This is a genomic window from Caballeronia sp. S22 (assembly GCF_964261745.1).
Classification (GTDB): domain Bacteria; phylum Pseudomonadota; class Gammaproteobacteria; order Burkholderiales; family Burkholderiaceae; genus Caballeronia; species Caballeronia jiangsuensis.
In genome coordinates this window covers 387420-411467 of sequence record NZ_OZ180040.1, presented here as the reverse complement: position 1 = coordinate 411467, position 24048 = coordinate 387420, and the positions used below count along the sequence as shown (strand labels likewise).

Sequence of the window (24048 nt, the reverse complement as noted above, 5' to 3'; positions counted from 1 at the left end):
GCCTCCTAGATCAGCGTGCCGAAGCACTCGCGACGCACTTCTTCCATGTCGCGCTTGAGCAAAGGGTCGCTCAGTATGACGTCTTGCAAGATCTCGGGATCGACGCCGTTGATCTGGCAGACAAACCGATACGGCAGCGCCCCGCTCCAGAACTCCATGACCCAGCCGAGCGTCGCTCGGTAGTCTTCGAGTTCCATCTTCTTTCTGTTTTTGAGTCGCTCGCTGAACAGTACAGCGCAGTCCATCAACGACTCGGGCATGTTGTCGCCGCGCCTGCTGTCAGTCGCCAGACTGATCAACGCGTCGACCATTTTGTCTTTGACCGCCTCGCTCCACAGGTGCGGATCGGGCAGCGGATCGGGCTTGGGCTGGGCACGTGTGACCGGCGCTTCAGGAGCGCCGAACATGTCCAGTTGCCATGCGGCTACTTCTGCTTGCATGGGGATCTCCGGATGAACGGGAACCCATTCCCGCAACGGGATGGTTTCCCGTTGGGGTGAGGGGTCAAGACAGCCCGTGCGGGCTAATGCCGTTCAGTTAAGGTCTTTTCTTAGATAGCGAACGGTGTACCGTTTAGGGCGGGATTTGACGACCCGGTCGCATGTGCGTCCGGGTCGTTTTTCGTTGGGCAGAGACTTGAGCCTTTCGCGCAGACGCTGAAGGCAGGCGGGTAATTTTGCAAACGCCGGCGTGAGGGCCGCCCACATCATCTCGTGCTGGATCGTGTGGAGGGCTCGCACGAAGCTGATATCAGTCGGTGCAAGTTTCGCCTCCCGTGCGGCGCAGGCGATCTCGCGGCGAATCAGGTTGTAGGCGATCAACGCGCCCCATATCTCCTGATAGACGCCTGCGACGGTGCGGCTGCGCAAGGTCAATTCCGAACCCAGCATCGATTGTTTGAGCTCGGCGTAACTGGTTTCGATCTGCCAGCGGCGCTCATAACAGGCGACGATATCGGCGGGTTTGAAGCGTCGGCGATCGATCAGCGAAGTCAGCAGCACGCGTTCGCGTCCGCGCGCGTCGATGGCACGGATCGCCCGCGCACTCCAGAATTCGGGCAAAGCCGGACATTTCTGGCGCGCCTGCGGCGACACACGCATGCGCACCATCGCATCGTCAGCGCTACCCGAGACGACTTCCCAGCAGGTGTTGGCTTTGGCTGGAATCAGGAAGTGGCGATTGCGCGCGTTCATCGTCAGGCCACACAGGATTTCCGCGGCCAGAAAGCCTTTGTCGAACACCGTCAGTGAGTCTTCCGGGATCTGCGCCAGCAGGCTTTTGGCGTACACCATTTCGTTGGTGTCGTAGCGACCGAAATTGATATCGGCGATCAGGTGCGTCGGAATGGCGGTGAGCGTCACGGCGCGCACCTGCGGATAACTCGCCACCTTGCCGCTGGCATAGCCCTGCGCGCCAAAGTGCTCGCGGTTGGCCGCGCTGTCCGGGGTGCGCAGTGTGGTGCCATCCATTGCCCACAGACTTAAGCCCTTGAACGCATGGTGGGCCGCGTCCTGAGTCGTCCACGCTCGCGCGGTCTGTTCAAACAGCCACGCCATCGGCGCTTCGCCGATACGTTGACGCGCCTGCGCCGCAGCGCTCTTGCTGACAAACGGGGCGGCCTCGTTGGGCAAGGCCAGATCGAGGCTGTCAAGGACCTCGCTGATCGACCAGTGACGGTACATCGCCAGCGCAATGACCAGCCACACCACCTGCTCGGCCGGAAGGCGACGGCGCCGGATGCTCGCCGTGCCGGTCGCCTGGACTGCGCGTTCGATCCACTCGAAGGGCAGATGCTCGGCCAACCGTCGCAGATCGGCCGGCTCTTGTGCTTCGATCAGATAAGTGAGGTGGTCAGCAAGCATCGCACCGGAAAGTTAACAGCCCGGCGCTCCGTTTACAACCACTTCTCGCTCCACAAACAAAAATGCCGTTCGGCGCTAACTGAACGGCATTAGCCCGTGCGGGCAGTCTTGACATTCAGGCGTAGCGACTAGTCGTCGGTGCCTGTCTTAAGTGGAACGACCACTGCGGACTTGGCGTACTGACGTTTGATGGGCGTGACGTTGGCGTCGGCGGGAGCCGGAGCGACAACGGCGTGCGCGGGCGCCTTCGAATCCTCAGCTTTCTCCTCTTTCAGCGCCGCCTTGATGGATCTCTTGATCCAGACAGCGACGGTGGCAGAAACAAACAGAAAGGCAAAGAACGAATGCGCTGCAAACCACAGGGCAAAGCAAGCAGCGACCAACCAGCCGGGCGATTTCATCGCCTTCGTAACCAACTGCTTCGGCATTTTTCTCTCCAGAAAAAGACGCACTAGGGGATGTCCAGCCATACAGCGCTGGATGATTTTCGATGCTCGGGTGAGCAGGGAAAAATGGCGCGCGGAGAGACGCTTTCGTCACGGCTCGAATGAAGACGTGGCGGAAGCAGCTCACAGCAGGGAAATTGGATGCGAGCGCGCGGCCTATCGGCATGCGCAACTCGGGTCGATGCGTAGTGGACGCGGGGATAGGAGCGAATGTACGCCCTGCCGGCGAGGTGCGTGCCTTTGAAAGCTCCCGATTTCATACCGCCTTTTACTTTTTCGACGCATCGGTGACCGGACCCCGCAGCCTTGACTTCGCGCAGGCGCTGCCATGCTTGGAGCATGCAAATCACGGAGCCAGCACATGCTTATCAAAATACTGATCGCCGTCGGCGGTTACTACCTATACAGACGATCTAAAGGACGGCGTCGCCCGCGCACTTCGCATTCGGCGCGCACAGCGCCACGTTCGGCGGACGCGATCGGCGCTGCTGGCGAGGTTGCGACGCAGGCAAAGCTGCGTGAAACCCTCCGCTGGCTGTGCGGCGACGAGTTTTATCTGCACGATGGTCCGTTGGTCATCGAGCACGCGCCGGGGACGGCCTTTCCAACGGCAGAGATCGATCACCTTGCGGTCACGCCCTTCGGCATCTTCATCTTTGAGACCAAGAACTGGTCAGGGCACATTGCGCCGTCAGTGTTGCCCGGCAATCTGACCCGAACTTCGCACAACGGTGAAACTGAGGATAGGCGCTCGCCAATAGCGCAGAACCGGACCAAGCTCCGATTTCTTCGCGAACAACTGCCCGGCATGTGGCCGGTTGCTGGCGCGGGCGTTTTCACATAGTCCACGGCGGTGCTCCGCCGGGACCTGCCGACTGATCTGTTCTCGCTGAACGACCTGCCCTACTGGCTGCGGCACAAGCGCGATTCGTGCAAAGAAAGATCGCCGGTGGACGTCCGTCGCGCCACGGCCGCCGTGCTGATGTACGCCGACACCTCAACAACGGCCCTTAACGAGCACAAGTCACGGGTGGCGACCCAACCAGAATTTTCGACCGGAATCAAGCCATAGATTAGGAACGTTCTTCCACAAAAACGTTAAAGCGTTACATATCTGAACCGTTAAACGATTGCTTACATCAAGGTGTGGAGCTTTTGTTCGCACGGAGTGGCGTGAAAGAGGGGGTGAAATATGCGTCTTTCCGCCCTCGGAACGTGTAACGAAGAATTTACGATTGGTTACTTAGCCGATCGGTCGTTCGATAGGTCGCGGGGGGTGAGAGCCCCGCTCATGCAAGGCAGCGTTGGTCAGCGCTGCACACAACGGAGAGAAGAAATGCTGTCAGGCGAGACGTCCGGAAATGTTCCGAATAAATTCAATCCCAGTCTACCGGTTCCGTTCGGTGACGATTCCATGTCCGACTTCATCGTCCCGCGCGATGATAACAAAGGAGTCACGCGGGCCACCATCGAGAAAGCCGCTAAGGAATCCTTTGGCGGAGAGGACGAACTCGTCGCAAGACTGACGGACTCAATGATGGCCGTCTCCGAGTCCCGGGAGCGCATCTCCGCAGAGATGATTGCGCTCGGCAATCAGCTTTTCCACTCCCACTACCTCATTCGTAACAATCTGGTGGCGAAAGGCGGCGACACGGTTTCGATCCACCGGAAAGCGGCGCGCATGGCGTACGACTTCTTCGAGAACTCGCTGAAGATCAAGGAATCGGCAGCCCGCCAGTACATGCGGTGCTGGGAACGCTTTGGTAACAACGAAGAGGCTATCCGTATCTTTAATGTCGGCGAGCTCGACATGCTGGCCGCAGCACACGTCACCGACGCACAGATCAGCGAGATCATGTTGGCTAAGGAAAGCAAGCCAGACATGAAGCGCGCAGACGTGAAGAAGCTGCTCGACGCGCTGCAGAAGCAAGAGAAAGCGCTTGTTGATAGCCAAAAGCAAGTAGACAACGTCACGTCCGTCCTTGAGGACACGAAGACCGCACTCGACTTGGCACAGCGCGAGGCACAGCACCTCAAGGATGAGCTTGACGCCAAGGCCCGTGCACTGGCAGCAAAGCAGCAGCAATTGGACGGCCTCGACGACCTCTATAACCGCCGCACGGCGGGGATGAGCGACATGCAGAAAGACCTCGCAGACAAAGACAGGGAGATCGCCCGCCTGCTCGACGAGGTCATGAACAAGAAGCCGGAAGTTCAGGTGAAGGAGGTTCTTGTCACTCCCCCCGGATTCTCATCGCTGTCGGAAGCGTTGGAGGCCAAAACAGCCGAATTCAAGAAGACGACGGAAGCCTTGGACGCACTCAAGCAAGAAGTAACCGAAGTCGAGAAGAACCGCGAGAAAGCTAAGGCTGCGCTCGCCGCTGCGGAAAAGGTGCAAAAGACGATGGAAGGCGTCTCCGCCGCGTTTGAGTCGTTCGCTGGAAAGCTCACCGCAGCGCAACTGGCCGTCCAAGCATGCGACAGCCCTGCCGAGCATCGCACGATCCTGCAGACGTTGTCCGCGATGATGCGCAAATCGCAGAGCGAACTCGACGCATGGCTTGCTAAGTAAAAAGGGCTAAGACCGACCACGTGGCCGTGCGCCGTGAGGCGCACAGGATGACAGAAAAACTGATAACGACAATGTCAAAAAATACTCTGGACGCGATTGAGACCAACATCGCGTTACCGGCCTTCCTGGCCGAAAAGATCCAGCGCGAAAACTATTCGCTTACTGACGCGATGCACAAGGTGCTTGCGCGGTATCCCCACGCCGAAGGCGTGCTGGGCCTATCGCTGGACAATATGGAACTGTTCGACACGCACGCCGATCCGAAGGCGACGCTCATGAACATGCCGTTCCTCGCGTTGTCCCCTACCCTGCCGGACCCCAGAGACTGGGACACGTTCGTCAACGGCGTCCTGCGTTCCCGAAAGGTGGAAGAACTAACGGAAAAGATGCCCGAAGTCGATGGCATGACCGGCCGCGACATATTTCACAACAACAGCACGTATGTGACGCTGCTGAAAGATGTGCTGCACATGAACGTCCTGGCGGCACCGCTGCTCGGTCTCTCGCTCGAACTGGCGCACTACCTCAAAGGGCTGCCGATGCGGCGCATCCAATCGGCGATCGGCGCAATCAAGTTCCCGCTCTATAGATGGCGGTTCGACGACAACATGTTTTGGACCGAATACCGCACGGGATGGCTGTCAAACGAAGCGGTCGCCCATTACCTCATGCGTACTGCGCAGCTCCCGCCGTCCACCTTGCCATTCAAGCACGCGTGGTCGGAACTCCGGCTCGACCGGGCTCAACGCGATGTCTACGCGCGTGCGCTTATGACGCAGGGCTGCCGCGCTGCAACTGCGACCAATCTGTTCACGCTGAACGCAACGAAAGCACGGAACACTTATAGAGAGATCCACGGCGTCAGTTCGCCGTGCGGCTGCAACCCGACATCGCTTATCTGGTACGTCGAGCACCCGACACATCGCCTGCAGGGAACGTTCCTGGCATGGCTTTATCGCGCGGCGCTCGCCAACGGAGGCATCATCCCTGAGGCGCTTATCGCCTCGATCGACGTCGCCGAGAAGATGTTCGGCAAAGAGTTGGTCATTAGCCCCGACCGCGCAATCCACCTCACCCGAGCGATGGCGATCCACTCCCGGCTAACGATGACCCCGTGCCGGACGTGTAAGACCGAGTACATCCTCTCCAACGAGCAAGGAAGGATCGAACTGGCGAAGGACTTTTTCTGTCCGGGCTGCAGCTACAGCCTGAAGACGCGCTCCGCCAAAAAGCAGGCGAAGTCGAAGACCGAGTAGCGTTTAACCACATTGGAGGAAGCTCGATTGATGTCCGAAAAGTTTAGCGTTGAGGCTGGCCTCGTCGTTTTCTCGCGCGACGGCCGTGTGCAGTTTGGCTGGCTGGACCTTCAAACCGGCGCGTACTACGGCGAAGCCGATGGTCTGTGCATTGCCGATGCGGTCGGCGCGATCGAATTTCACTCCGACGTGACGCATTGAGCCATGCAGGACTTCGCTTACCTCTTTCGCGACAGCGTCGCGGCATGGTTACAAGGCCGCGGCGACTCGCGCTTCCAACGGTACGAAAGGCACTACCGCGCAGATCGCGCAACCGCGCGGTCGCAGGAGGTCTTCGACCTGGAGCAAAGCAACATTCGCTTCGCGCAAAGTTTCGGCTCAGGCCGGCGGCAGTTCGCGGCAGTGTCGAAAAGCAAAGCATTCGGCGCGCTCGCGACCTTTCTCATTCTCCTTTGGGGCGGCACCGCACTCCTTTCTTCGGTCGGCGCGACGCAGCCCGTCGCCGTCGCTGCGGTGCTCGGCGTGGTTTTCATCGCCTTGCGGGTAAAGCACTTCCGCGCTCGCGGGCAGAAGCGATAGCAAACGGTTGCGATCAAACAACGGTGCGGAATTTCGAAGCCTTACCGGGTATTACAATGCCTGCGCCGCCGTTTGGCCAACGGCAATTTGCCAACGAGGAAAGCGGTTTCGCGGCGGACTTCCGAGTCGCCTTGACTTCGAACACCGCTCGATAAGATGAAAGTAAGCAGATCGCGGGGGCGACTGCAATAACTAGATCGGAAACAACAAATGACAATTCAGAAAAGCTTCAAACTTTCGATGGCCGCGATCGCGGCATCGCTTTTGGTCGCTGCTTGCGGCGGTGGCGGTGGCGGCGGCGATGCGTCGCCCGCGGCCCCGGCAAGCGGTGCCAGCACGCCCGCGACTCCCACCAATCCGGCGAATCTGACCACGCCTCAGTACCCGGCTGACAGCTTCCATCTGGCAGCGTTCAACCTGCTCAACCAACAGCGCCAGCAATGCGGCTTCCCTGCCCTCCAGGAAAACACCGCACTCGATCAGGCGACGGCGGCACATGCGCAGTATCTTACGGCGAACGATGTCATTACCGACACCGAGGTAGCGGGCAATCCCGGCTTCACAGGGGCGACTTTCGTTGATCGTGCAGCCCATTTCGGATATACGTCGAACAACGGTTCCATCGGGGTATCGGGGGGCATCTATACGAACGCGACCTGGACGGAAAAGCAATATGGCGAGCAAGCCGTCTATGTATTCTTGGGCGGGGTGTATCACATCAGCATTGCGGCCTCGCCTATGAACACGGTCGGTATCGGCAAGGTCGCGAAAACGTACAACGGCTTCCCGCAAGAGCAGTTTTCGTTCAATCTGACGAACTTTCAGCAGCTATCGACCAACGCGCCGTTGACTTTCCCGTGCCAAGGGACGACCGGCGTTTTCTACGACAACTTTGGAGAAATGCCGACGCCTCCGGCAACGTCCGGTCATTGGGGTACGCCGGTAGGGGTTGCGGGCAACCCGACTGATACGATCGTGATGCAAACGGGCACGATGACAGATTCGTCGGGCCACGTGATCGCGTTGCAGGTTCTCGATTCGGCCAAAGACCCGAACAAGCTCTTGCTGCCGTATCAGGGCGTCGCGTACCCGACCACGCCGTTGTCGCCGAATTCGCAATACACGGTCTCACTTACGGGTACGAACAACGGCGTCGCGTTCTCGCGCACCTTCAGCTTCACGACCGGAGCCGTACTCGGCGGCTAGCAAGCAACGTCGCGCTTAGTAGGAGCAAAGCCGCCAGTCGATCTGGCGGCTTTTTTATTGATTGAGAGACCAAAAAAGCCCTGGAGTGAAGCTTCGAGGCGTTCGTTATGAGCAGTTGCTCAACCGCCCGAGCCCGCGGTGTCGCCATAGCCCTGCACATCATAGCCAATTACGGCGCCGGTGCTGTTATTCGCGCTGCACGACGCGTACTGGTAAGTGTTGAAGGACGTGTTGTACGTGTTGGTAATATAGGTAGTGTTTGTGCCGTCATTGAAAACAGAATTTTGTTGGCCCCACCCAGGCCAAAATCCAAGTTGCTTAGTCACGTAGGCTCGGCAGGCTTCCTCGGGATTCCCGGGCGGTTGTTGCTGCGCACCCGGGTAGCACAGCTGTCCAACCCACGCCGAGCCGTTCCACGACGGCGCAGCTTGTTGGATGTACCCGCTCGGGCAGCTCGGAGGCGGCGGCACATTGCAAGAGTAGTTCCAACCTGTCCCGGTCCAGACCGGCCCACTAGCAAAGCCGTATGCACAATTAGGTTGTGGCGTGGCGCATTGATATCGCACACCGAGCTTCTGCCAGGAATACCCCGGATCGCAACCGGGAGCACGCGGAACGCCGATGGGATTCTGGACCCATTCCGCGTTGGAGGTGACTGGAGCCGTCAGCACACCGCTAAGCGTCCCCATCAGCGCAAACGAAATTGCCGTCCTAATTCGCTTCATGTTCTTATTGGTTTGAGTAGTTGCAGCCAACGTCGATTTGCGCTTGCAGGCCAAGCTGATCTTGCACAAGTGTGTTTGCACCGTCAGCAAGCACGTCATAGATTTGGAGCACCCATTGCGAGCCGTTCCAACCCATCGCGTAACGCGCGCCCGAGATCGGTGGATTGTGATTGGAATAGTCGGTCGTCAGCGATTGCGGGGTGATGCGATACCACGCCGTGCTACCGGGGCCACATGAAGGAGGCGTAACACCCCACCCGTTGTACCAACCGCTGTACTGGGCATCCGCCGACTGGTTGCTCACCAAGGTGCTCGCGCCGACCCAGTTGCCCCACTTATTGCACACGTACATGAGGTTGTTGCGGATGGTCACTCCGTTCCAGCTGCATTTGCTGGCGGTGTAGTTGATGTTCGCAACGTTGCCGTTGATTGTGTTACCCGAGACCGTCCCCGACGAACTGACGTCCCCGACGTTGAGCCCGGCCGGGCCCGTTCCCTGATAGTTCTGCACATAGAGGTTGCCCTTGGTACGCACGGCCGCGTTCACGCTGTCACCGTAGTACATCGCGCCGTTGTCGATCTGCAGGCTGTTGCCCGCCTGCAACTTCAAGACCTTGTTCGCGCCGAGCGTGACATTGCCGACGTTCTGCATGTCCTGATTATTGGCGTTCATCGTGCCTGTCAGCGGAAGCGCGCCGTCACGGCGGTAGTACGGCGAATTGCCGTCCGCACCAAATCCATTGATTGCGAGGATCATCCCGGCCTTGCTGCCTACTGGATTAGCCAATGTCCACCCGCCGTGGATGCCGGTGACCGTCGCCGGCGCGCGGTTTGTCGAGTAGCCGAACTGCGCGCCCCCGGCGGCAGCAAGGACACCCGCTCCAGCGATGTCGGCCGTCTTGTCGGTCATGCTGATAAGCGGCAGGCTCGGATAGATTTGCGAGGCGATATGGCAGTTGCCCGCAGCGGTCGAGCAGTTGTCGGGCACAACGGCCAACGCGATCTGGTAAGTGCCGCCCCAGAACGGCCCGTTTTTAAACGTGACCTTGTCGTTCGACTGCGCGCTCAATTGCGCCAGCGTCGGCGCAGCGATGGGCGTAGAAGTCGTCTGCGAATACCCCACTGGAATAAGCGAGGCGTAGTTGTTGGTGATGTAGCTGCCGAGCGCCGAATTGATCGACGCAATGTTCTGCCCTTCGATCTGCAGCAGATTCTGGCGTTTGGCAGCGATGTCTTCCTTGATAACCTGTACCGTCAGCAAGGCCGCGCCGACCAGGACGATCAACATCTCAAGAATGCTTCCCATGTCGGCGGTCCGCGATCAGGTACGAGTGGTCCACAGTCCCATCGACGCCATCGCGCCGTTCGACGCGCATGCAGTGGCGACCGTCTGCGGGTTGAACGTGACCGTCGGCGAGAAGATCGTTGTGCCGTTTACAGTCACCTGCGTGTAGACAGTGATCAAAGCAGCCGCACTCAGCGAGCACACCGTCGACGTGACGGGATACGTCAGAATCAAAGAATCATTCGAGGTAACGAGCGTGCCGACGGCAGCCGTCACAGTGCCATTGAACATGCCCTTGACCGCTGACTTGTCCGATGCGACGCGCGATCCCGCGGAATCGAAGGCGTGATTCTGCGCCAGCACCGTGAGCGTTTCAGAGGAGAAATCGGCGTCGTTCTGCGTCGCGTTCAGGATCCCGGTGTGGAACATCTGTGCTTCGCTCTTGAACTGGGACGAATGAATCAGATCGAGCACGTACTTGCCGCCCGCATAGACAGCCAGCGCGAGCAGCGCAGCGCCAGCCATCACCGCGCCTGCCTCGATCATCGACAGCTCGCCCGACTGTTTCTTGGCACGGGCAATTTTAAGGATGCGCGCCCTGCGCTCTTTGATCGGGTCGATCTGGACTGGTTGCTTGTGTTCATTGGTCATTTTGCTTTTCCTTAATAGCTTGAAGCGGCGGGATTCCCCGATGTGAGGTTGACGGCACCCGTCACGACGTATGAGCCAATGCCGAGGGTCAGAAACAGTGCGGCAGCAAAGCCGAGCAGGATGAAGTGCGTCGTTCGAGCGTTGCGCTTAACTGCTTCAACGACGCGATCGAGCGACTCGCGGCCTAGACTCTTGATAGCGGCTTCGAACTGATCGCGGCCCGCAGCGTCGGTGATCGTGTCGACGATCGTGACCGAAAAGATGCCAGTGTCGAGCGCGCGAATCGGCTCATCGGATCGGGCCGTCAAGCGTCGATCCATGATCTTCAAATGCCAACGCAGCCATGGATCGGCTGTCTTGAGAAGCCTTTCCAGCGCCGCACGGAGCGTGAGGTTGGAGTCAAACAGGCCCGCGAGCGAAACAATAAGCAGCGCCGCGCGAAGGTCGCGGCGATTGCGCCAGAGCAGCGGCATGCGATCGAACCTGTCGCGCAGCGGACCGGCCCAGCGCTTCAGGCTCGAAAAGTAAGCGAGCACAAGGCCGATCATCGCCGTAAGCGTGAGCCACCAGTATTCGTAGCAGAACGTGTCGACGTAATAGAGAAACCGGCCAAGATCGGGCCATTGATCGAGGGGCCGGACGTCGAGCACCTGCGGGAAAATGACCCCACCAAACAGCATGCAGTACGCGTACATATAGACCAGCAGCAACGCCGGATAGGCCATCTGCACCGAGGTGGTCGACGACAGCACGCGCTTGGCCTTTGCGGCCATTTCCGCGAGCTCGAAGCCGCGAACGACCGCATCTTGGCGCGAAGACTCGTCCGCGATGTCCAGCAGAGCGTACTCGTCGCCGGGGACGAATGGCTTGATTGCAAGCGCGAAGCTTTCCCCGCGCTGCATCGTCTCGCGGATGCGCGCGAACACACGCCACTCGAGCTTGCCTCGCGAACGGCTGCGCTTCTCGTACGTTTCAAGCCGGTCGAACAAAGTCTCGGTGTTGCGCAGGCCCTTCGCGGCGATATCGAGACGCGTCTCGCGGTAGAAGTCCTCGCGCACTTTCTGAAACTGCCAGCGCGCGACGACCAACTGCTGCCGCACGGACAGCATCTTTGCGAACGTGGTGATCATGGAGGACTAGGTTTAGACCATCAAGCCATCGACGCCGGGCATCACGCGGTACTGCGCGAACGACTGCATCGAGCGATTGATGAATTGTGGATCAATCAAACCGCGCGAAGCCTTGAAAAGAGCATGTTCATATAGCGTCTTTCCAGTCATATCAGCGTTATCGAACCCGGTACGACGCGCCCCGCGCCAAACTGCGCGCGCACCGGCCCAATCGCGCTCGGCAACACGCTCCAGAAATTCCGGGGTCGGGCGATACAACTCGGCCGCCAACGAGGGGCGCTTGGTGCCACCCGCCACCTTCCCGTTGCGCGTGAAAAGCCCTTTAAGCCGGCAGTGTTCGCAGCCGTCGTAGTTGCGGCACGCCATCGCCGAGGTATCGAGGCCGAACTTCGTGCGCAGCAATTCAAGGCCAGCCTTCGGCATGACGTCCTCCGCCGGCAGCTTGCAGTGCTCGCAAAGCGTCGGGATCAGCTTCTGATTGCCGACTGCATTGATGAACCCCTCGGAAGCGAGCTCGTCGATCGGCAGTTGCAGCCGCCCGCCTGCCATACGCATCACGGCGGCGATAATGTCGCCGGCGTGCAACGAAAAGCGTACCGGGTGGCCGGTCAGCGCAAGTTCCGCGACCAATCCCATCACGACGCGGTCGCGCACTTCCCCGATCGTCAGATCGTCCGGGTCCTGCCGCATCAGCGTTCGGATGACTTCCGCGTACTTTCGGTTCGCTTCATCGTCGGTCTCGTCCGGGCGGCGGATGATCGAGTAGTCCGACAGCCACGGCATCGGATACTCGGACGGCTCGTTCACTGCGAACTGCTTCTTGAGTTCCCGATCCGGCAGCATGTATGAGAGCGCGCGCAGCGTTGTCGTCTTGCCGGAACCGGTCTCGCCGGTGAGCGCCGTGATGCCGCCGCTCACATAGTTGAGCGTTTCGATCAGCTCAAGCTGGCTCTTCTCTAGGCCCATGTCTTTGGGCAGCAGCACCGAATAGTTCTTGAAGTTGCCGTCGAGCAGACGCAGCGTGACGTCATACCCACCCACCAGCGGCGACGACTGCCACCGCAAGTTGACCGTGTCCGTCTTCACTACGAGAGGGATCATCGCGGATTGGGGCGCACTTGGCTGAAAGCTGTTTCCCGAGTTCGTGTTGCGCTGAACGAGATCGCTGTACGCCGCGAACAGCGCGCGACGCACAATCGCCTTGGGCATGCGGCTGAACGTGTACATATCACCGTTCACGCGAAAACGAACTTCGACCTCGTTGTGAAACTCACGTGGCTCAAAATGGATGTCACTCGCGCCGTATGCGTGTGCGGCCTCGACGATATCGCGGAAATTGCCGATCGCCCGGCTCCCTTCGCGGACAGTAGAGTTCGCGGAAGCAGCGGCCTTCCCCGAATAGACCGCGGCGATTACGGCCTCCGTCGCGATCATTTCCTCGCGCACGAGTATGTCGTTCGCGCCCAGATCCTTGATGAAGGTTGCGTACTGTGCCTTTTCTGCGAATCGTGCGGTGGCCACCGTGATCGCCACACCCGGTTGCAGTTCAACGGCGACGAACTCTTTGCGGGCGGCTGCGGGAATGCGCAACGCGGCGTCGTCATCCGCTACGGTCAGAATGCGCTTGAAGTCAGGAAGTGAATCGGGCGACACGAGTTCCGGCCGCCCGGAAGACAATCCACCGCCCTCGGGCTGATCTTCGTCTTCCGCTGGCTGTTCCTGCTCTGCCATCGTGGGCGCAGACATCGACTTTTTCTCGGCCGAGGCGATGGGCCGCTGAGGCGTGACATCCGCTTGCTTCTCGAACGCAAGCGGGCTCGCGTTTGCACCAGACGCGCCGCGCGTGTCGGAAGGCGCATCGTCCGCGGCGACAGCATCGTGCGCAAGGTTTGCCGACGGCGCGCCCATCGGCTGGGGTTCAGGCTGCGGCGCGTAGCCGAATTGGGCAGCGGCCGCGACAGATTGGGCTGCCGAGGCTGCGCCATCCAGTTGCACGCCGTGCTCCCTGGCCGCCATCGCCGCAGACATACTCGCGAAGGTGGGCCGTTCGAAGCTAGGCGGGACAAATGGACGAAACGCCACTTCATCGTCGGCCGCATGCACCGGAGCTTCGGATCTCTCAGGCACCGCCTGCGCCGGCGAGTGCCAATCATCGCCAACCTCTGTGCTCTCGACGTCCTCAATGTCGCCCCCCGACAGCGCGCGACCGAGAAACGTGACTTGGGGATTTACCGCGCGCGTGCTCACCGGCGACGCGTGTTCGGTTGCCGTTTCGGCCAATATTTCCCGCCGTTTGCGTTTTCCCGCAACCGGCTCACCCGCCGTGAACTTCGGTTCCGCACCCGTGCCGGGCTCAATGAAGCTCGAGCGCGGTGCGCGAAACCGTTTCAGGAAGCCACCACGCGGAGCGTCGGGCGTGCCCTGCTCTTCTTGTGCGAAAAGACCCATTTCTTATTTCCCAAACGGTACGAAGGTGGAAGCCGTCGACGCGATACCGCCCGGAGGAAGCGGCGATGACAGATCAGTGACCGCCCTGACGGCCGGCGAATCCGGAATCGCGGCGGGCGCGTCGGAGGGCGCCGCGATGGTCTCTTTCCAGTGGCGCTTGCCGTCGACAAGATTGACGGTGAAGCCGTCGATGGAGGCGACGGTGCAACCGTTGAGCAAGCGGCTACCGCTGCGCGCGGTATAAGTCGTGCCTTGATAGTCATACAGCACGTAGGAGCCCGACATGTCGGAATACGCGCCAACGAAGGTCGCTGGAATGACGCGCCTTACCGGGACACTGGGCTTGTGCTCAAACTTGGGCGCGGCTGGTGGGGCCGCCGTCACCGCAGCAGGCGTCGCGCCGAGCGGCGAAGCAAGGCAAGCCGTTGCCCGGTGCTGCTGCCCCGCCTTGGCCACCTTGCGGACCCCGCATCGAGTCGACGAGCTTTGCGCGCGCGAGCTTGTCAATGTCGTCCAGCGTGAGATGACTTTCCTGCGAAACCGCCGCGCCGGCGACGAACATGAGCGCGCCGAAGCAGGCGGCCCGTGCTGGCCACTTAGTTGAGAACATAGTATTTACCCTTCGCAGTGAAATGCACCCCGGTACCGTCCTCTTTCAGCTCCACGTCGAGGGTGTCCAGTGCCATGTTGTCGGGCAGGCGCGCGAGCAGCGCGCTTTGCCACTTGTATCCGTCGATCTGCCACGTGCCGCGCTGCACGAGCGGCCCCTGCACTTCGCCCGCCGTCGGTTGTCGCGCAATGAGACGCTCGGCGGGCTTGATATCAACGACGTAGCCGTGGCTATCGAGCGTATCCGGCTTGGTGGAAAGCTTTTGCGGATCGGTCTGCAAGTTCTTGATGAGAGCTTGCTGAGTCGGCCACGTCGCTTGTTGGGCGAGCGCGACCCGTTCAGTGACGGTCACTTCAGGACCCCGCGCGGTCAGATGCCAACCGTCCGGGTTAAAGGTGACCGGTCGCAACGACTCAGGCGCGCGTGCGTCGAATTCCTTGAACGTGCCGCCCTGCCGCTTGTAGGTTGCGATGCAAGGACCCGCGATCGTGCAGGACGCTTTTTGAAACTGCCATCCTGCAACGTTGGTTTCTTGCGCGCCAAAGCTAGCCAACAGCTTCGGTGCAAGCTGATTGGCAAGCGGAGCAGGCGCGGCGAGTGTGCGCATCACAGCCGACTGGTACTCCTGCATGAACGTCGGCGGCGGCGCCGGCGGCGGAGGCGGCGGGTTGAGCACGTCAATCAACTGCTTGCCGCCGAAGAACACGGCAGCGAGGATGACGAGCAACGGCACCGTCGTGGGCACCGCCACCGGGACCTTCTTGATTAGCCCGACCTTGCGCGCAACGAGCATCTCGCGAAGGTCAAACGACTCGTCGACCGCGTGGAGTTGCGCTCCGTAACCAAGAGTCGCCAGTTCGAGCCCTGCCTTGGCGCACCCGTCTTCGATCTCGTCTCGCTTGCCGGCAAGCGCGTTAAGTGCTATTTCCTGATCGAGCGAGACAGCGCCGCGCTGCACGAGCACCAGATGCACGCGCTCATCGTTCTGGATGAGAACGAGTACCGCCGGACGCCGACGAACGCGGTCCAGCGACGCAATACGAGCAGCGGCCGAGTACAGCTTGCCGCCCTTGCGCTGCGAAGGCTCCAGTTCGCAGAACCCGACGATGGTCTCGTCATTCGCCTTGTATTCGGTGTAGTGCGTCGCACCGGACTCCTCGACGTAGTGCCGGCGTTCGGCGCGAGCGCCCTTGGCGGAATAAGCGCGCCAATCCAGCCCGAATACGAGCTTCGCGCCCTTTTCTCCCGGTATGGATTCGAAGTGCATACGGATGCTTACCTCGCGCTCACATCGACGGGACGACGGTTGCCGTCAGCATGATCACCTGGAACGTGCGGCCCTTATTCCAAGCACCTGACAGACCACCAATGCCGTTGTTATTGCTTCCGTCATAGCGATTGCTCACCGCTCCATAGAGCACAACGGTCTGTCCATCCGAGAGTGCAATGGTCTGGTCATCCTTGTTGCCGAGAATGTCGGGCAACTGGATCTGCTGCAGCGTGTCGCCAGAACCGGTGCTGATGGTCGTGAAGGGACCGTTCAGCTTCGAGCTATCGCTCCAGTACGAGAGAATGATTTGGTTGTGGTCGTTGACCGACGGCAGAATATTCACGAAGTCACCCACGGTCACCGATCCCGGCTGCAGACCCGGTACGCCCGCGCTACTACCGGCGATCGAACCAACGCTCGGCGTGGTGGCTGCCAAATACCCTTTCGTCTCGAATGATCCGATGGACACCGGCAGGCCGTTCAACGTCAGCTTCGTCTGGGTGTTGTCCTGTACCGTCTTTCCGAAAGCGTTGAGGCCGCTGATGATTGCGTTGGTGCCTTCCATTGGCGAGCCGGGCTTCAAGACCGACAGGCCTACAGTGCCGCCAATCGCTGTTGCCAACGAGGTAGGCGAAGCCACCGTGATCGAATAGCGCTTCAGTCCGTCCGAGATGCGGTTGAACACGATGTCCGCGCTGACGCCTGCTTGCGACGAATTGCTCAAGTCGACTTGCAGCGTACGCACGCGCAACGCGACCTGACGCGTCGAGATCGCGTTCTCACGCGCGAGCAGCGCGCCCATGCGATCGACGGCTTCCTTGGTGTCGCGAACCATCACCAAGCGGCTTTGCGGATTAACCACGACTTCGCCGAGCGGCGATTTCAGCTTTTCAAGTTCCGACTGGATGATCGCAATCTGGTCAAACGTGCCATCGCGTCCGGTCGACGTGATCGACGAGAAAGACCCGGTATTCCCCGACGTGCCGCCCGTGGTGCCACCTGACGCCTGGTTACCGGTGGACGTATCCGTACCCTTCGACATCGTGGACTTGATGGACACCTTGCCCGGGATCGCCGCGATCGTGAACGTCTTTGTGACGAACCGGCTGATGGAAATGGTGCTGCCATCAAACGTCCAGTCGAGGCCGAGGTTTTCGGTCACGCCGCGCAGATACTCACCGACCTTGCAGTTACACGCCTGCGCATAGACCGGCTCGACATTCGACTTGGCCAATGCTTGCGGCTGCATCGGGGCACCCTGCCCGTTCCCGCCGTTGGTCTTCGGAATCAGCGCGTCGCGCGGAATGAACACATCCGGGCTCAGATGCACCGGATAACCGGTAGCGGTGGAGACAAGCGTGGCGATCTTCGACAGCGGGAGATTGCCGGGGAAGACAACCGACTTCTCGCGGAAGATCGCGGGCAATGTGGCTTCATACGCGACTGGGACCAACCGGTCGCCGAGGAACGCGGTCGGCACTTCTTCAACGAGCGACATCGACTCGGGGCCGTTGCCCATCGCGCGGGTGGCTTCTGCGTTGGTCGCGTCATAGGCGTGGTTCACGTCGGATTGCGACACCGCGCAGCCGGTCAGCGATGCAGCCACGAGAATGGCAATAGCAGATTTGATTTTCGTGAGGCGCATGGCGATTACTCTTGGCAGTTGGCTGCGCGTGCGACGACGCGGATTACGTTATTGGTGTGCTTGCAAACCCGCGTGGGCGTGCGCATGTGATTGGTCGCCTGCATCACTTGTGTGAGCACTGACTTGAAATCACCCGAAAAGCTCGCGTTGAACTCAAGCGGCAAGTCATCGTCGATCTTCCAGGCGAGCTGCCAGCCCTGCTGCTGCAGCCAGCGATCGAGCGCATTGCGCAGGTTGATGTCCTGCGGCGTGATGGAAAAGGTCAAAAGTCCACCGGGCGCCGTTGCACCGCCTTGCGACGGCACAACGACCGGAGCGACGTCCAACGAGCCGACAGGTGACGGCGCGGCAGCGCCCGGAAGCGCCGAAGGCGCAGCGCCACCGATCACTGCCTTGAGCGCGGCAGGAGAGGCAGGAGCTGCGGGAACAACAGGGGCCGCGACAGCAACGTGCGCGGCAGGTGCCACCATTGCGACCTGTGCCACCGGCGCTTTCGCGACCGGTGCGGAGAGCAGTTGCCAGCCGTCACCCGGCGGCGGCGCAAGGCGAGACTGATCAGGTTCCGCCGCTGCAAAACCCGATACGGTCGTCAGTGCCAGACACGCGAACAAGTGGGCCACCATGCGCGCGGTGCGATGCGTTTGAAGAAAAAAAGTAGGCGTCATGTTGGTCAGTTCGCGCGTTGCAGGCGGCGGTAAATGTTGTTGGCGTAGACGAGTTGCTTATTCGACGAGACTGCGTTGTAGGCACCGACCGCTTTCCATGTCGGACCGAACTGCTTGATGTTCGAAGCCAGGATCCATGTCCCCACATAAGCGTTCACGCAGGCGTCGAACAGGTGTTGACGGGTGATGCCGAAGCGACTCAGTTTTGGAAGCCAGGACGAGTTGATTTGCATCAAGCCAATGTCCTCGCTCCCATCGGTATTGCGGTTCGTCACATACGGGCGCATTCCGGACTCCTGCTGTGCGACCGCACGGACCACTTGAACGCTGACGCGGTGGTAACGCGCGGCATCGTCAAGACAATCGGCACGCACATACGGGGGGAGGCACGCGCAGAGAAGCGGCAACAGAAGGGATAGTCGGTTCATGACGCGGGCCGATCAAAGAACCGCACATCGTGTTTGCGCAGCACGTTGACGACATTGCCGTCGGCATTGACGATGAACTGCTCGGCGGTGCCATTGAACTTGTAATAGCGGCCCTTCTGCTCGCCGGAGGCCATGTGTCCCACGTCAGCAACTGTCACCTTGCCAACCGTGTCGGCGAACTTGAAGAACGTCGAGCCGTTTTCGTCGAACACGCTTTGAAGCGCAGCCTTGTTCGCGGCGTCGAACTCATAGACGGTTCCCGCGACTCGGGCAACTTCGACCTTGTCGGTGTCGTTGGAGATCGTGAAGCGCTCCGCGCGGTTGAACGTCACCACGGCCGTCGCCTCATCCCACTTCGGACGCAGCGATTTGCCGTCTTGACCCGTTACCTTCAGCTCCGCTGCGGGCTTCACCGAGAACTTGATCTGAATGTGGCTGTCGTCGCCATCGCGGATCGCCAGTGCTCCGAACTTGGCAGCAAGCACGGACCCAGATGCTGCCGGCGCGTCAGCAGCGACCCTCTTCGCGATGTCTGCGATGGGGTCTGTCCCAGAAGCTGCGCTCGACGCGGCCGCCGGAGCAGCAGCGACCTGCGACACCGGCGCGACGTAGTTCACCGCCACTGACTGCGGAGCCGAGCGGCGAAGTGTTATATGGTGAGAGTTGAAGTCGACGTCAGCGTACAGGTCGGACGCGGCCACCAGCCGATCAAGCGACTGCATCCAGTTCTCGCCATCGCGCGTGCCAAAGCTCGTCGCGGCCGTCAGGTCAATGTCCTTCTGTGCCGATCCCGTCCAACCCTGGGGCACCAGCGCTTTGACCAGTTGCGCGAGCGGCAGCGTGGCGTTCAAAGACCGGGTACTTTCGAGGCTGCTGCGCGGTCCGATCAGCGCAAGGCGGCCGGAGAAGCCAGAGAAACCGGACGGCGTGTCGCTGCGCGCCTTGTCGCCAATGAAGCGGTTTGCCTTCTTCCAGTATGCGGTGGCGCTCGAGCCGCCCGCCGAGTAGCGGATCACCTCGGGCGTGCCCGGCACGACAATGTACGGTCCCTGGTTATGCCCACCGTCCACGCGCAGCGACTGACCGGCACGCGGCTGGAAATAGGTGTCGCTGCCGTCGTTGAAAACCAGTGCCGGTCGCTCAAGCACATTGCCCGCGATCTCATAGTCAAAGTCGAGCGGGTCCGTGCCAGCGGCCGCCGCATTGAGCGTGACTGCGGCGAGCGCGAGAGTCAGAAGAGAGAGCGTGTGCTTCATAGACCGCGTTCGATTTGAGAGAGGTGCTTCACGAAGCGCGCGAGGTATTCGCGGCCCGGTGCGGGATTGGCGCTGTGGTAATACGCGACGGCCTTCACCGCGGAGTGCGTGAGCCGGTAGTTCTCGTTGAGGATGTCTTCCGCGACACGGATGTTCGTCGCCGGCGCGAGCGCATCCCAAGCACTCTTGAAGCGCTTACTGTGGTATCCCCAGTTCACCTGCATCAGGCCAATGTCGAAGTCCGAACGGCCGTTGCCGATGAGGTATCGAATGGCTCGGTACGCGTCCTCGCGCGTGCGGAAGAAAAAGCCGCGACCGGCGACGTTCAGCGTCCACGGCCATGCGCGACCGTTGTAGGCCGACTCGTTCAGCGCGATACCGGCGAGAATCTTGGGATCGACTGACGTGTGCATGACGTCGAATGGCGCTTGCGGGGACGCGCAGGCCCAGCCACCTTGCCGCTCTGCGATGCTCGCTTGTGCGTCATCGGTAAGATTCGCGGGGCGCAGCCACCCGGCTTTCACGAAAAGGCTTTCGAGGCTGACTGGCGACCCATCGATGCTCACGGCGACGCCGCCAGCGGCAGCTTCGACTGTTTGGCCTTCGAAACGGTTAGCCCATGCGAGGAACGGCTTCAGCCCGCAGGTGTAGACCGGCTCGCCGGGCAGTTCGACGATCGCCCGCTTTACGCCGTCGTCGAGCACGATCCGCGTCGGGCTGATGATCGAATCGATGATTGCAGCATGGGCGCCGAACGCCATAATAGAAAGGCATGCCGCCGCAAGAGCCTTACTCATGGTACGGCTCCATCACGATGTCTTGGGTGACCTGCACCAGAAACTTCTGACCGGGCTCTACCGTGATCGTCGGCGGGATATTTTGGTTGCGCTGCATGACGGTCTGGGCCGTCGCTGCCGCGACCTGCCCTGCCGTGTCGCCATAAGTAGTGACGCCGTTCGGCGTCGCGGTCGTCGCCGTCTGCGAACTGCTGTCGAAGGCCTTCAGCAAAATCGCAGTAATGAAGCCCGCGCCGAAGATTTTCAGGAAGTGGTTGTTCACGTCGCCCGAGAACCCGGCGTAGCCGTTCTGGTCCGCACCCTGCATGCCGTTGAGCGGCACGCTCTTGCCGTTGGGAAGACGCAGACTCGTTGAGGCGACCAGCAGGCGCTCTTGGCCGACTTTGACGTCCGCGCTGTACATGCCATTGATGAACGCGCCTTTCGGGATCATCAAGCAGTCGCCGCCCAAGCTGTCGTATACATCCTCATCGACCATCAACGCCACGCGACCCGGCTTGTCCGAGTTCAGCCCCTCCACCGTCTTGACGTGGATGACGTGCGGCGGCGTCAACGTGCAACCCGTCGACCGGCCATTGAAGGTTGTCCGTTCGATGCTGCCGCGCAAACCCGCATCGCGCAGGAAGGCGCGGTCGCGATCTTCCGGTGCTTGGCCCTGCTTCGCCAAGGCGATCGCCATCGCATCGGGGGTGTTGGCTCCCGCAGCGTTACGGGCAGCTCGCACATCGTCCAACGAAGGAACGCCAGCGGGCAGTACGCCGGTCGCCGAGTTGGCCGAACGCGACGCGCCTGCCTGCTTGAAAATCGAGGACGTATAGATCGCGTCTTGCGCCGCTTGGCGGGAAAGCTCGCGCGTGTCTGTGCTCGAGCCTTTGACTTCTTCCTGGAAGTCCGCACCGGTCAGCATCGGCTTGACGGCGGGCTTCGGAGCCGCCGCTGCCGATGCTGCCTGCGCGGCTGCCTCCGACGCCGCAGCTTCCTGCTGCTGCCGGATCATGTGGTCGATGTCGTTGTTGTTCGCGGCCGCGGGCGCTTCGGTGCTCGACTTCAGTGCGCTCGCCTTTTTCACGCGCGACTCTTCGTCCGCCTTGTTGGTGGCTTGCAGTTCGTAGTAGAAGCCGAGCCCACCGATCACGACAGCGGCCATAATGCCGATGCTCATGATCGCATTGCGCGGCGTCTTGCCCTTCACGAACGCCTCTTGTTCCGCGCTCGGCGTGGCCGCGTCCGGTTTCTTCGCCACCGTCAGAACACTCCGAACATGCGCCGACGGCCGCGCGTCACGGTGACCTCGTCCTTGCCGGAGCGCAGCGCGATCTCGTCGGCCAGACGCTGAAGAACGAGGAAGTCGCCGCGCCGAATGAAGTTCGCAACGACGCGGTCGCCGTGGTCGAGGATGAAGGGAACCGGCCACTCCTGCGCTTTGGCAGGCATGCGCATCCAGACAGCATGGCCGTCATCAAAAACCGTTTCCGGCGTGAATTCGGCGCGGCCGTCGACGCTGTAGTCCCAGTTCAGCTTGTCAGGCGCGACGCTGATGCTTCCCGAGTCCGCACCACCACGGTCGCCGTTCCCGGACGCATTCTCGCGAGCGTTGACGCGGGCGATTGGGGCGCGTGGATATTGGAAGCGCACCGTCTGATAAAACATGCCGCCCGCCGGTGACGCGATGAGCGTGAAGTCGTACTCCCGCAGGTTCGTCGTCAGGTGCAACGTGTTGACCAGATCAGCCTTGTGCGGCTTGATGAACACATGGTTCATCTTGTCGTCGTCGATCTCCCACTGGACGCTGTCGCCCATCGCCGGGTCTGCAATCAACTTCTCGCCCTTCTCCAGTTCGATCGTCGTGAGCTTCAGCGGTGCAGTGAGGACGCGGTAAATCTGGTCGCGGCTGTACGGGAACACGCCGATACGTGCATCACCCGGCATCGTCAGAGGATCGGCGCCACCGTTGAACGGGTTGATGGGGCTCATAGGGTCGCCAGCGACCATTGCCGCGTTAAAGCCCGGGTCGCTCGACGCTTTCTTCGCCGTAGCAGGTTGGGCAAGCAATGCTGCAAACGCAGCGAGGACGCACATGCCGACGACCGGCCGTTTGTTGAGAATGGTTGCGGTCATGCTTATGCGGTCCGCTCGAGGCGGAAGAACGGAATGAAAATGCCGAACGGATTCGTGGTGAGCGCCTGTTCGGCCGTCGGCGCAACGATCTGAAAGCGCAACGTCAGCGCGTACGACTTCACGTCGGGCTTGCCCGTCGCGCCGGCTTGCGAGGTGGTCGTCGTGAATTCGACGAGCACAGTGTTGTCTTGGAGCAGCGCGATGTTGCGTACATCGACTTCACGAATCAGCTTGGGATTTGCCGTGATCGCTTGGAACGGTACGTCAGCCTTCAACCAGTCGCGGAACTGACCAGTCGCGGCGCCGATCATCTGCGCCTTCACCGAGTTGATGTTGGCGGTCATGCGCGACGTCTCAAGCCGGTCCGACAGAACCGGCTCGATCGTGAACCAGCGAACGGCCATATCTTTGACGGTCGTCCGCACAGCTTGCGAGTCGGGCTTGTAGGCGACGAGCTCTGTCACGATCGGATGGCCGCCGGTGTCGGCAGAGACGCCCACAACGCGAGTGACCGAGGGCGGAGGTTGCCGCGTCCAGACAGCACCGGCCGCGACGATGGCTAGGCCGAACGAAATCAGCATCCAGCGGTTAGCTTCGAGCGTGAGCCTCGTGCTCGTCTCAAAAATCACCTTGCTCGGATCTTCCTCGGCATATGAGCCGGGGGCCGTGGACAGCGCGGCCCGACGCTTGTTCTTGAAAAGACGCATTGGCAACCCTTTGGAATGGTCACCATTGAAACAGCGCGAGCGTCCTTTTTTTAGCGAAAAGGCGGGTAGTTTTGTGCGTCATTGCACGGTTACCGCCGACGAGCTCTGTTAGCCGTCAAGCAGTGGGAATTATCATGATGAAGCCCTTTCCCCGCAAAGACGCTATTTTTTGGCGTCTTTACGCTGCACAACGATCTCGGAATATGAGCTTTTCTAGCGGCGACTGAGGCGTCGAGTGTGACAACTGCAAAAAGTGCCGGATTGTCACACCTGTTTTTTCTTGTTTTGTAGTTTTAAAACAGTAACTTAGCCTTGCGTCGCCCCGGCAAAGTGAATTATCAGTGATAATGCGCGCGTATCGGTAGGTGACGACTGGCCCCTAACACGAAGGC

The 24048-nt window shown here is 60.6% G+C and carries 23 protein-coding genes; 6 read left to right on the top strand and 17 right to left on the bottom strand.

Features of this window, described 5'->3' with window-relative positions; all coding sequences use genetic code 11:
- Positions 1-5 precede the first annotated feature (5 nt).
- From ACEN42_RS40230 to ACEN42_RS40220, 3 genes are all read right to left on the bottom strand, one after another.
- The gene (locus ACEN42_RS40230; protein WP_371884623.1) at positions 6-440 is read right to left on the bottom strand and encodes a hypothetical protein; all 435 of its coding nucleotides are present in this window, start codon (positions 438-440) and stop codon (positions 6-8) included.
- A 93-nt stretch (positions 441-533) separates the two neighbouring features.
- Entirely contained in the window at positions 534-1862 is a 1329-nt protein-coding gene (locus tag ACEN42_RS40225; protein WP_371884622.1) for an IS4 family transposase, read from the bottom strand.
- Between the two features lie 128 nt (positions 1863-1990).
- A complete protein-coding gene (locus ACEN42_RS40220; protein ID WP_371884621.1) occupies positions 1991-2290 on the bottom strand; it encodes a hypothetical protein in 300 nt (99 codons plus the stop codon).
- A 379-nt stretch (positions 2291-2669) separates the two neighbouring features.
- Between ACEN42_RS40220 and ACEN42_RS40215 the strand changes: the two genes are divergently transcribed.
- The 6 genes from ACEN42_RS40215 (at position 2670) to ACEN42_RS40190 (ending at position 7921) form a co-directional block, all read left to right on the top strand.
- Complete coding sequence (locus ACEN42_RS40215) at positions 2670-3152, top strand: nuclease-related domain-containing protein (protein ID WP_371884620.1); 483 nt, start codon at positions 2670-2672, stop codon at positions 3150-3152.
- A gap of 570 nt (positions 3153-3722) precedes the next feature.
- Positions 3723-4880, top strand: a complete 1158-nt coding sequence (locus ACEN42_RS40210; RefSeq protein ID WP_371884619.1) for a hypothetical protein — start codon at positions 3723-3725, stop codon at positions 4878-4880.
- Positions 4881-4927: 47 nt separating this feature from the next.
- Positions 4928-6136 (top strand): FlhC family transcriptional regulator, encoded by a 1209-nt coding sequence (locus ACEN42_RS40205; protein WP_371884618.1) that lies wholly within the window; start codon positions 4928-4930, stop codon positions 6134-6136.
- 30 nt (positions 6137-6166) lie between these two features.
- Positions 6167-6337 carry a hypothetical protein gene (locus ACEN42_RS40200; protein ID WP_371884617.1) on the top strand — a complete coding sequence of 57 codons (171 nt, stop codon included), beginning with the start codon at positions 6167-6169 and terminating at the stop codon, positions 6335-6337.
- Between the two features lie 3 nt (positions 6338-6340).
- A complete protein-coding gene (locus tag ACEN42_RS40195) occupies positions 6341-6715 on the top strand; it encodes a hypothetical protein (protein ID WP_371884616.1) in 375 nt (124 codons plus the stop codon).
- Between the two features lie 240 nt (positions 6716-6955).
- Positions 6956-7921 carry a CAP domain-containing protein gene (locus ACEN42_RS40190; RefSeq protein WP_371884615.1) on the top strand — a complete coding sequence of 322 codons (966 nt, stop codon included), beginning with the start codon at positions 6956-6958 and terminating at the stop codon, positions 7919-7921.
- Positions 7922-8650: 729 nt separating this feature from the next.
- Here the strand turns inward: ACEN42_RS40190 and ACEN42_RS40185 are convergent.
- The 14 genes from ACEN42_RS40185 to ACEN42_RS40120 form a co-directional block, all read right to left on the bottom strand.
- Positions 8651-9952 (bottom strand): hypothetical protein, encoded by a 1302-nt coding sequence (locus ACEN42_RS40185; RefSeq protein ID WP_371884614.1) that lies wholly within the window; start codon positions 9950-9952, stop codon positions 8651-8653.
- A gap of 15 nt (positions 9953-9967) precedes the next feature.
- The gene (locus tag ACEN42_RS40180; protein ID WP_025527611.1) at positions 9968-10582 is read right to left on the bottom strand and encodes a type 4 pilus major pilin; all 615 of its coding nucleotides are present in this window, start codon (positions 10580-10582) and stop codon (positions 9968-9970) included.
- Positions 10583-10593: 11 nt separating this feature from the next.
- Entirely contained in the window at positions 10594-11712 is a 1119-nt protein-coding gene (locus ACEN42_RS40175) for a type II secretion system protein (RefSeq protein ID WP_371884613.1), read from the bottom strand.
- A 12-nt stretch (positions 11713-11724) separates the two neighbouring features.
- Positions 11725-14160, bottom strand: a complete 2436-nt coding sequence (locus ACEN42_RS40170; protein WP_371884612.1) for a GspE/PulE family protein — start codon at positions 14158-14160, stop codon at positions 11725-11727.
- A 3-nt stretch (positions 14161-14163) separates the two neighbouring features.
- Positions 14164-14616 (bottom strand): hypothetical protein, encoded by a 453-nt coding sequence (locus tag ACEN42_RS40165; RefSeq protein ID WP_371884611.1) that lies wholly within the window; start codon positions 14614-14616, stop codon positions 14164-14166.
- A gap of 140 nt (positions 14617-14756) precedes the next feature.
- Positions 14757-16037, bottom strand: coding sequence for a hypothetical protein (locus ACEN42_RS40160; RefSeq protein ID WP_371884610.1), 1281 nt, complete (start codon positions 16035-16037; stop codon positions 14757-14759).
- A 19-nt stretch (positions 16038-16056) separates the two neighbouring features.
- Positions 16057-17685 carry a type II secretory pathway protein gene (locus ACEN42_RS40155; RefSeq protein ID WP_371884609.1) on the bottom strand — a complete coding sequence of 543 codons (1629 nt, stop codon included), beginning with the start codon at positions 17683-17685 and terminating at the stop codon, positions 16057-16059.
- Between the two features lie 5 nt (positions 17686-17690).
- A complete protein-coding gene (locus ACEN42_RS40150) occupies positions 17691-18308 on the bottom strand; it encodes a toxin co-regulated pilus biosynthesis Q family protein (protein ID WP_371884608.1) in 618 nt (205 codons plus the stop codon).
- A 47-nt stretch (positions 18309-18355) separates the two neighbouring features.
- Positions 18356-18778: a lytic transglycosylase domain-containing protein gene (locus ACEN42_RS40145; RefSeq protein ID WP_371884607.1), complete on the bottom strand. Its 423-nt coding sequence runs from the start codon at positions 18776-18778 to the stop codon at positions 18356-18358.
- Entirely contained in the window at positions 18775-20034 is a 1260-nt protein-coding gene (locus tag ACEN42_RS40140; protein ID WP_371884606.1) for a hypothetical protein, read from the bottom strand. The genes ACEN42_RS40145 and ACEN42_RS40140 overlap by 4 nt, the downstream gene beginning before the upstream one ends.
- Positions 20031-20831 (bottom strand): transglycosylase SLT domain-containing protein, encoded by an 801-nt coding sequence (locus tag ACEN42_RS40135; RefSeq protein ID WP_371884605.1) that lies wholly within the window; start codon positions 20829-20831, stop codon positions 20031-20033. The genes ACEN42_RS40140 and ACEN42_RS40135 overlap by 4 nt, the downstream gene beginning before the upstream one ends.
- Positions 20824-22074 carry a TrbI/VirB10 family protein gene (locus tag ACEN42_RS40130; RefSeq protein ID WP_371884604.1) on the bottom strand — a complete coding sequence of 417 codons (1251 nt, stop codon included), beginning with the start codon at positions 22072-22074 and terminating at the stop codon, positions 20824-20826. The genes ACEN42_RS40135 and ACEN42_RS40130 overlap by 8 nt, the downstream gene beginning before the upstream one ends.
- 2 nt (positions 22075-22076) lie before the next feature.
- Positions 22077-22949, bottom strand: coding sequence for a TrbG/VirB9 family P-type conjugative transfer protein (locus tag ACEN42_RS40125; RefSeq protein ID WP_371884603.1), 873 nt, complete (start codon positions 22947-22949; stop codon positions 22077-22079).
- A gap of 2 nt (positions 22950-22951) precedes the next feature.
- Positions 22952-23656, bottom strand: coding sequence for a type IV secretion system protein (locus ACEN42_RS40120; protein ID WP_371884602.1), 705 nt, complete (start codon positions 23654-23656; stop codon positions 22952-22954).
- Between the last annotated feature and the right edge of the window lie 392 nt (positions 23657-24048).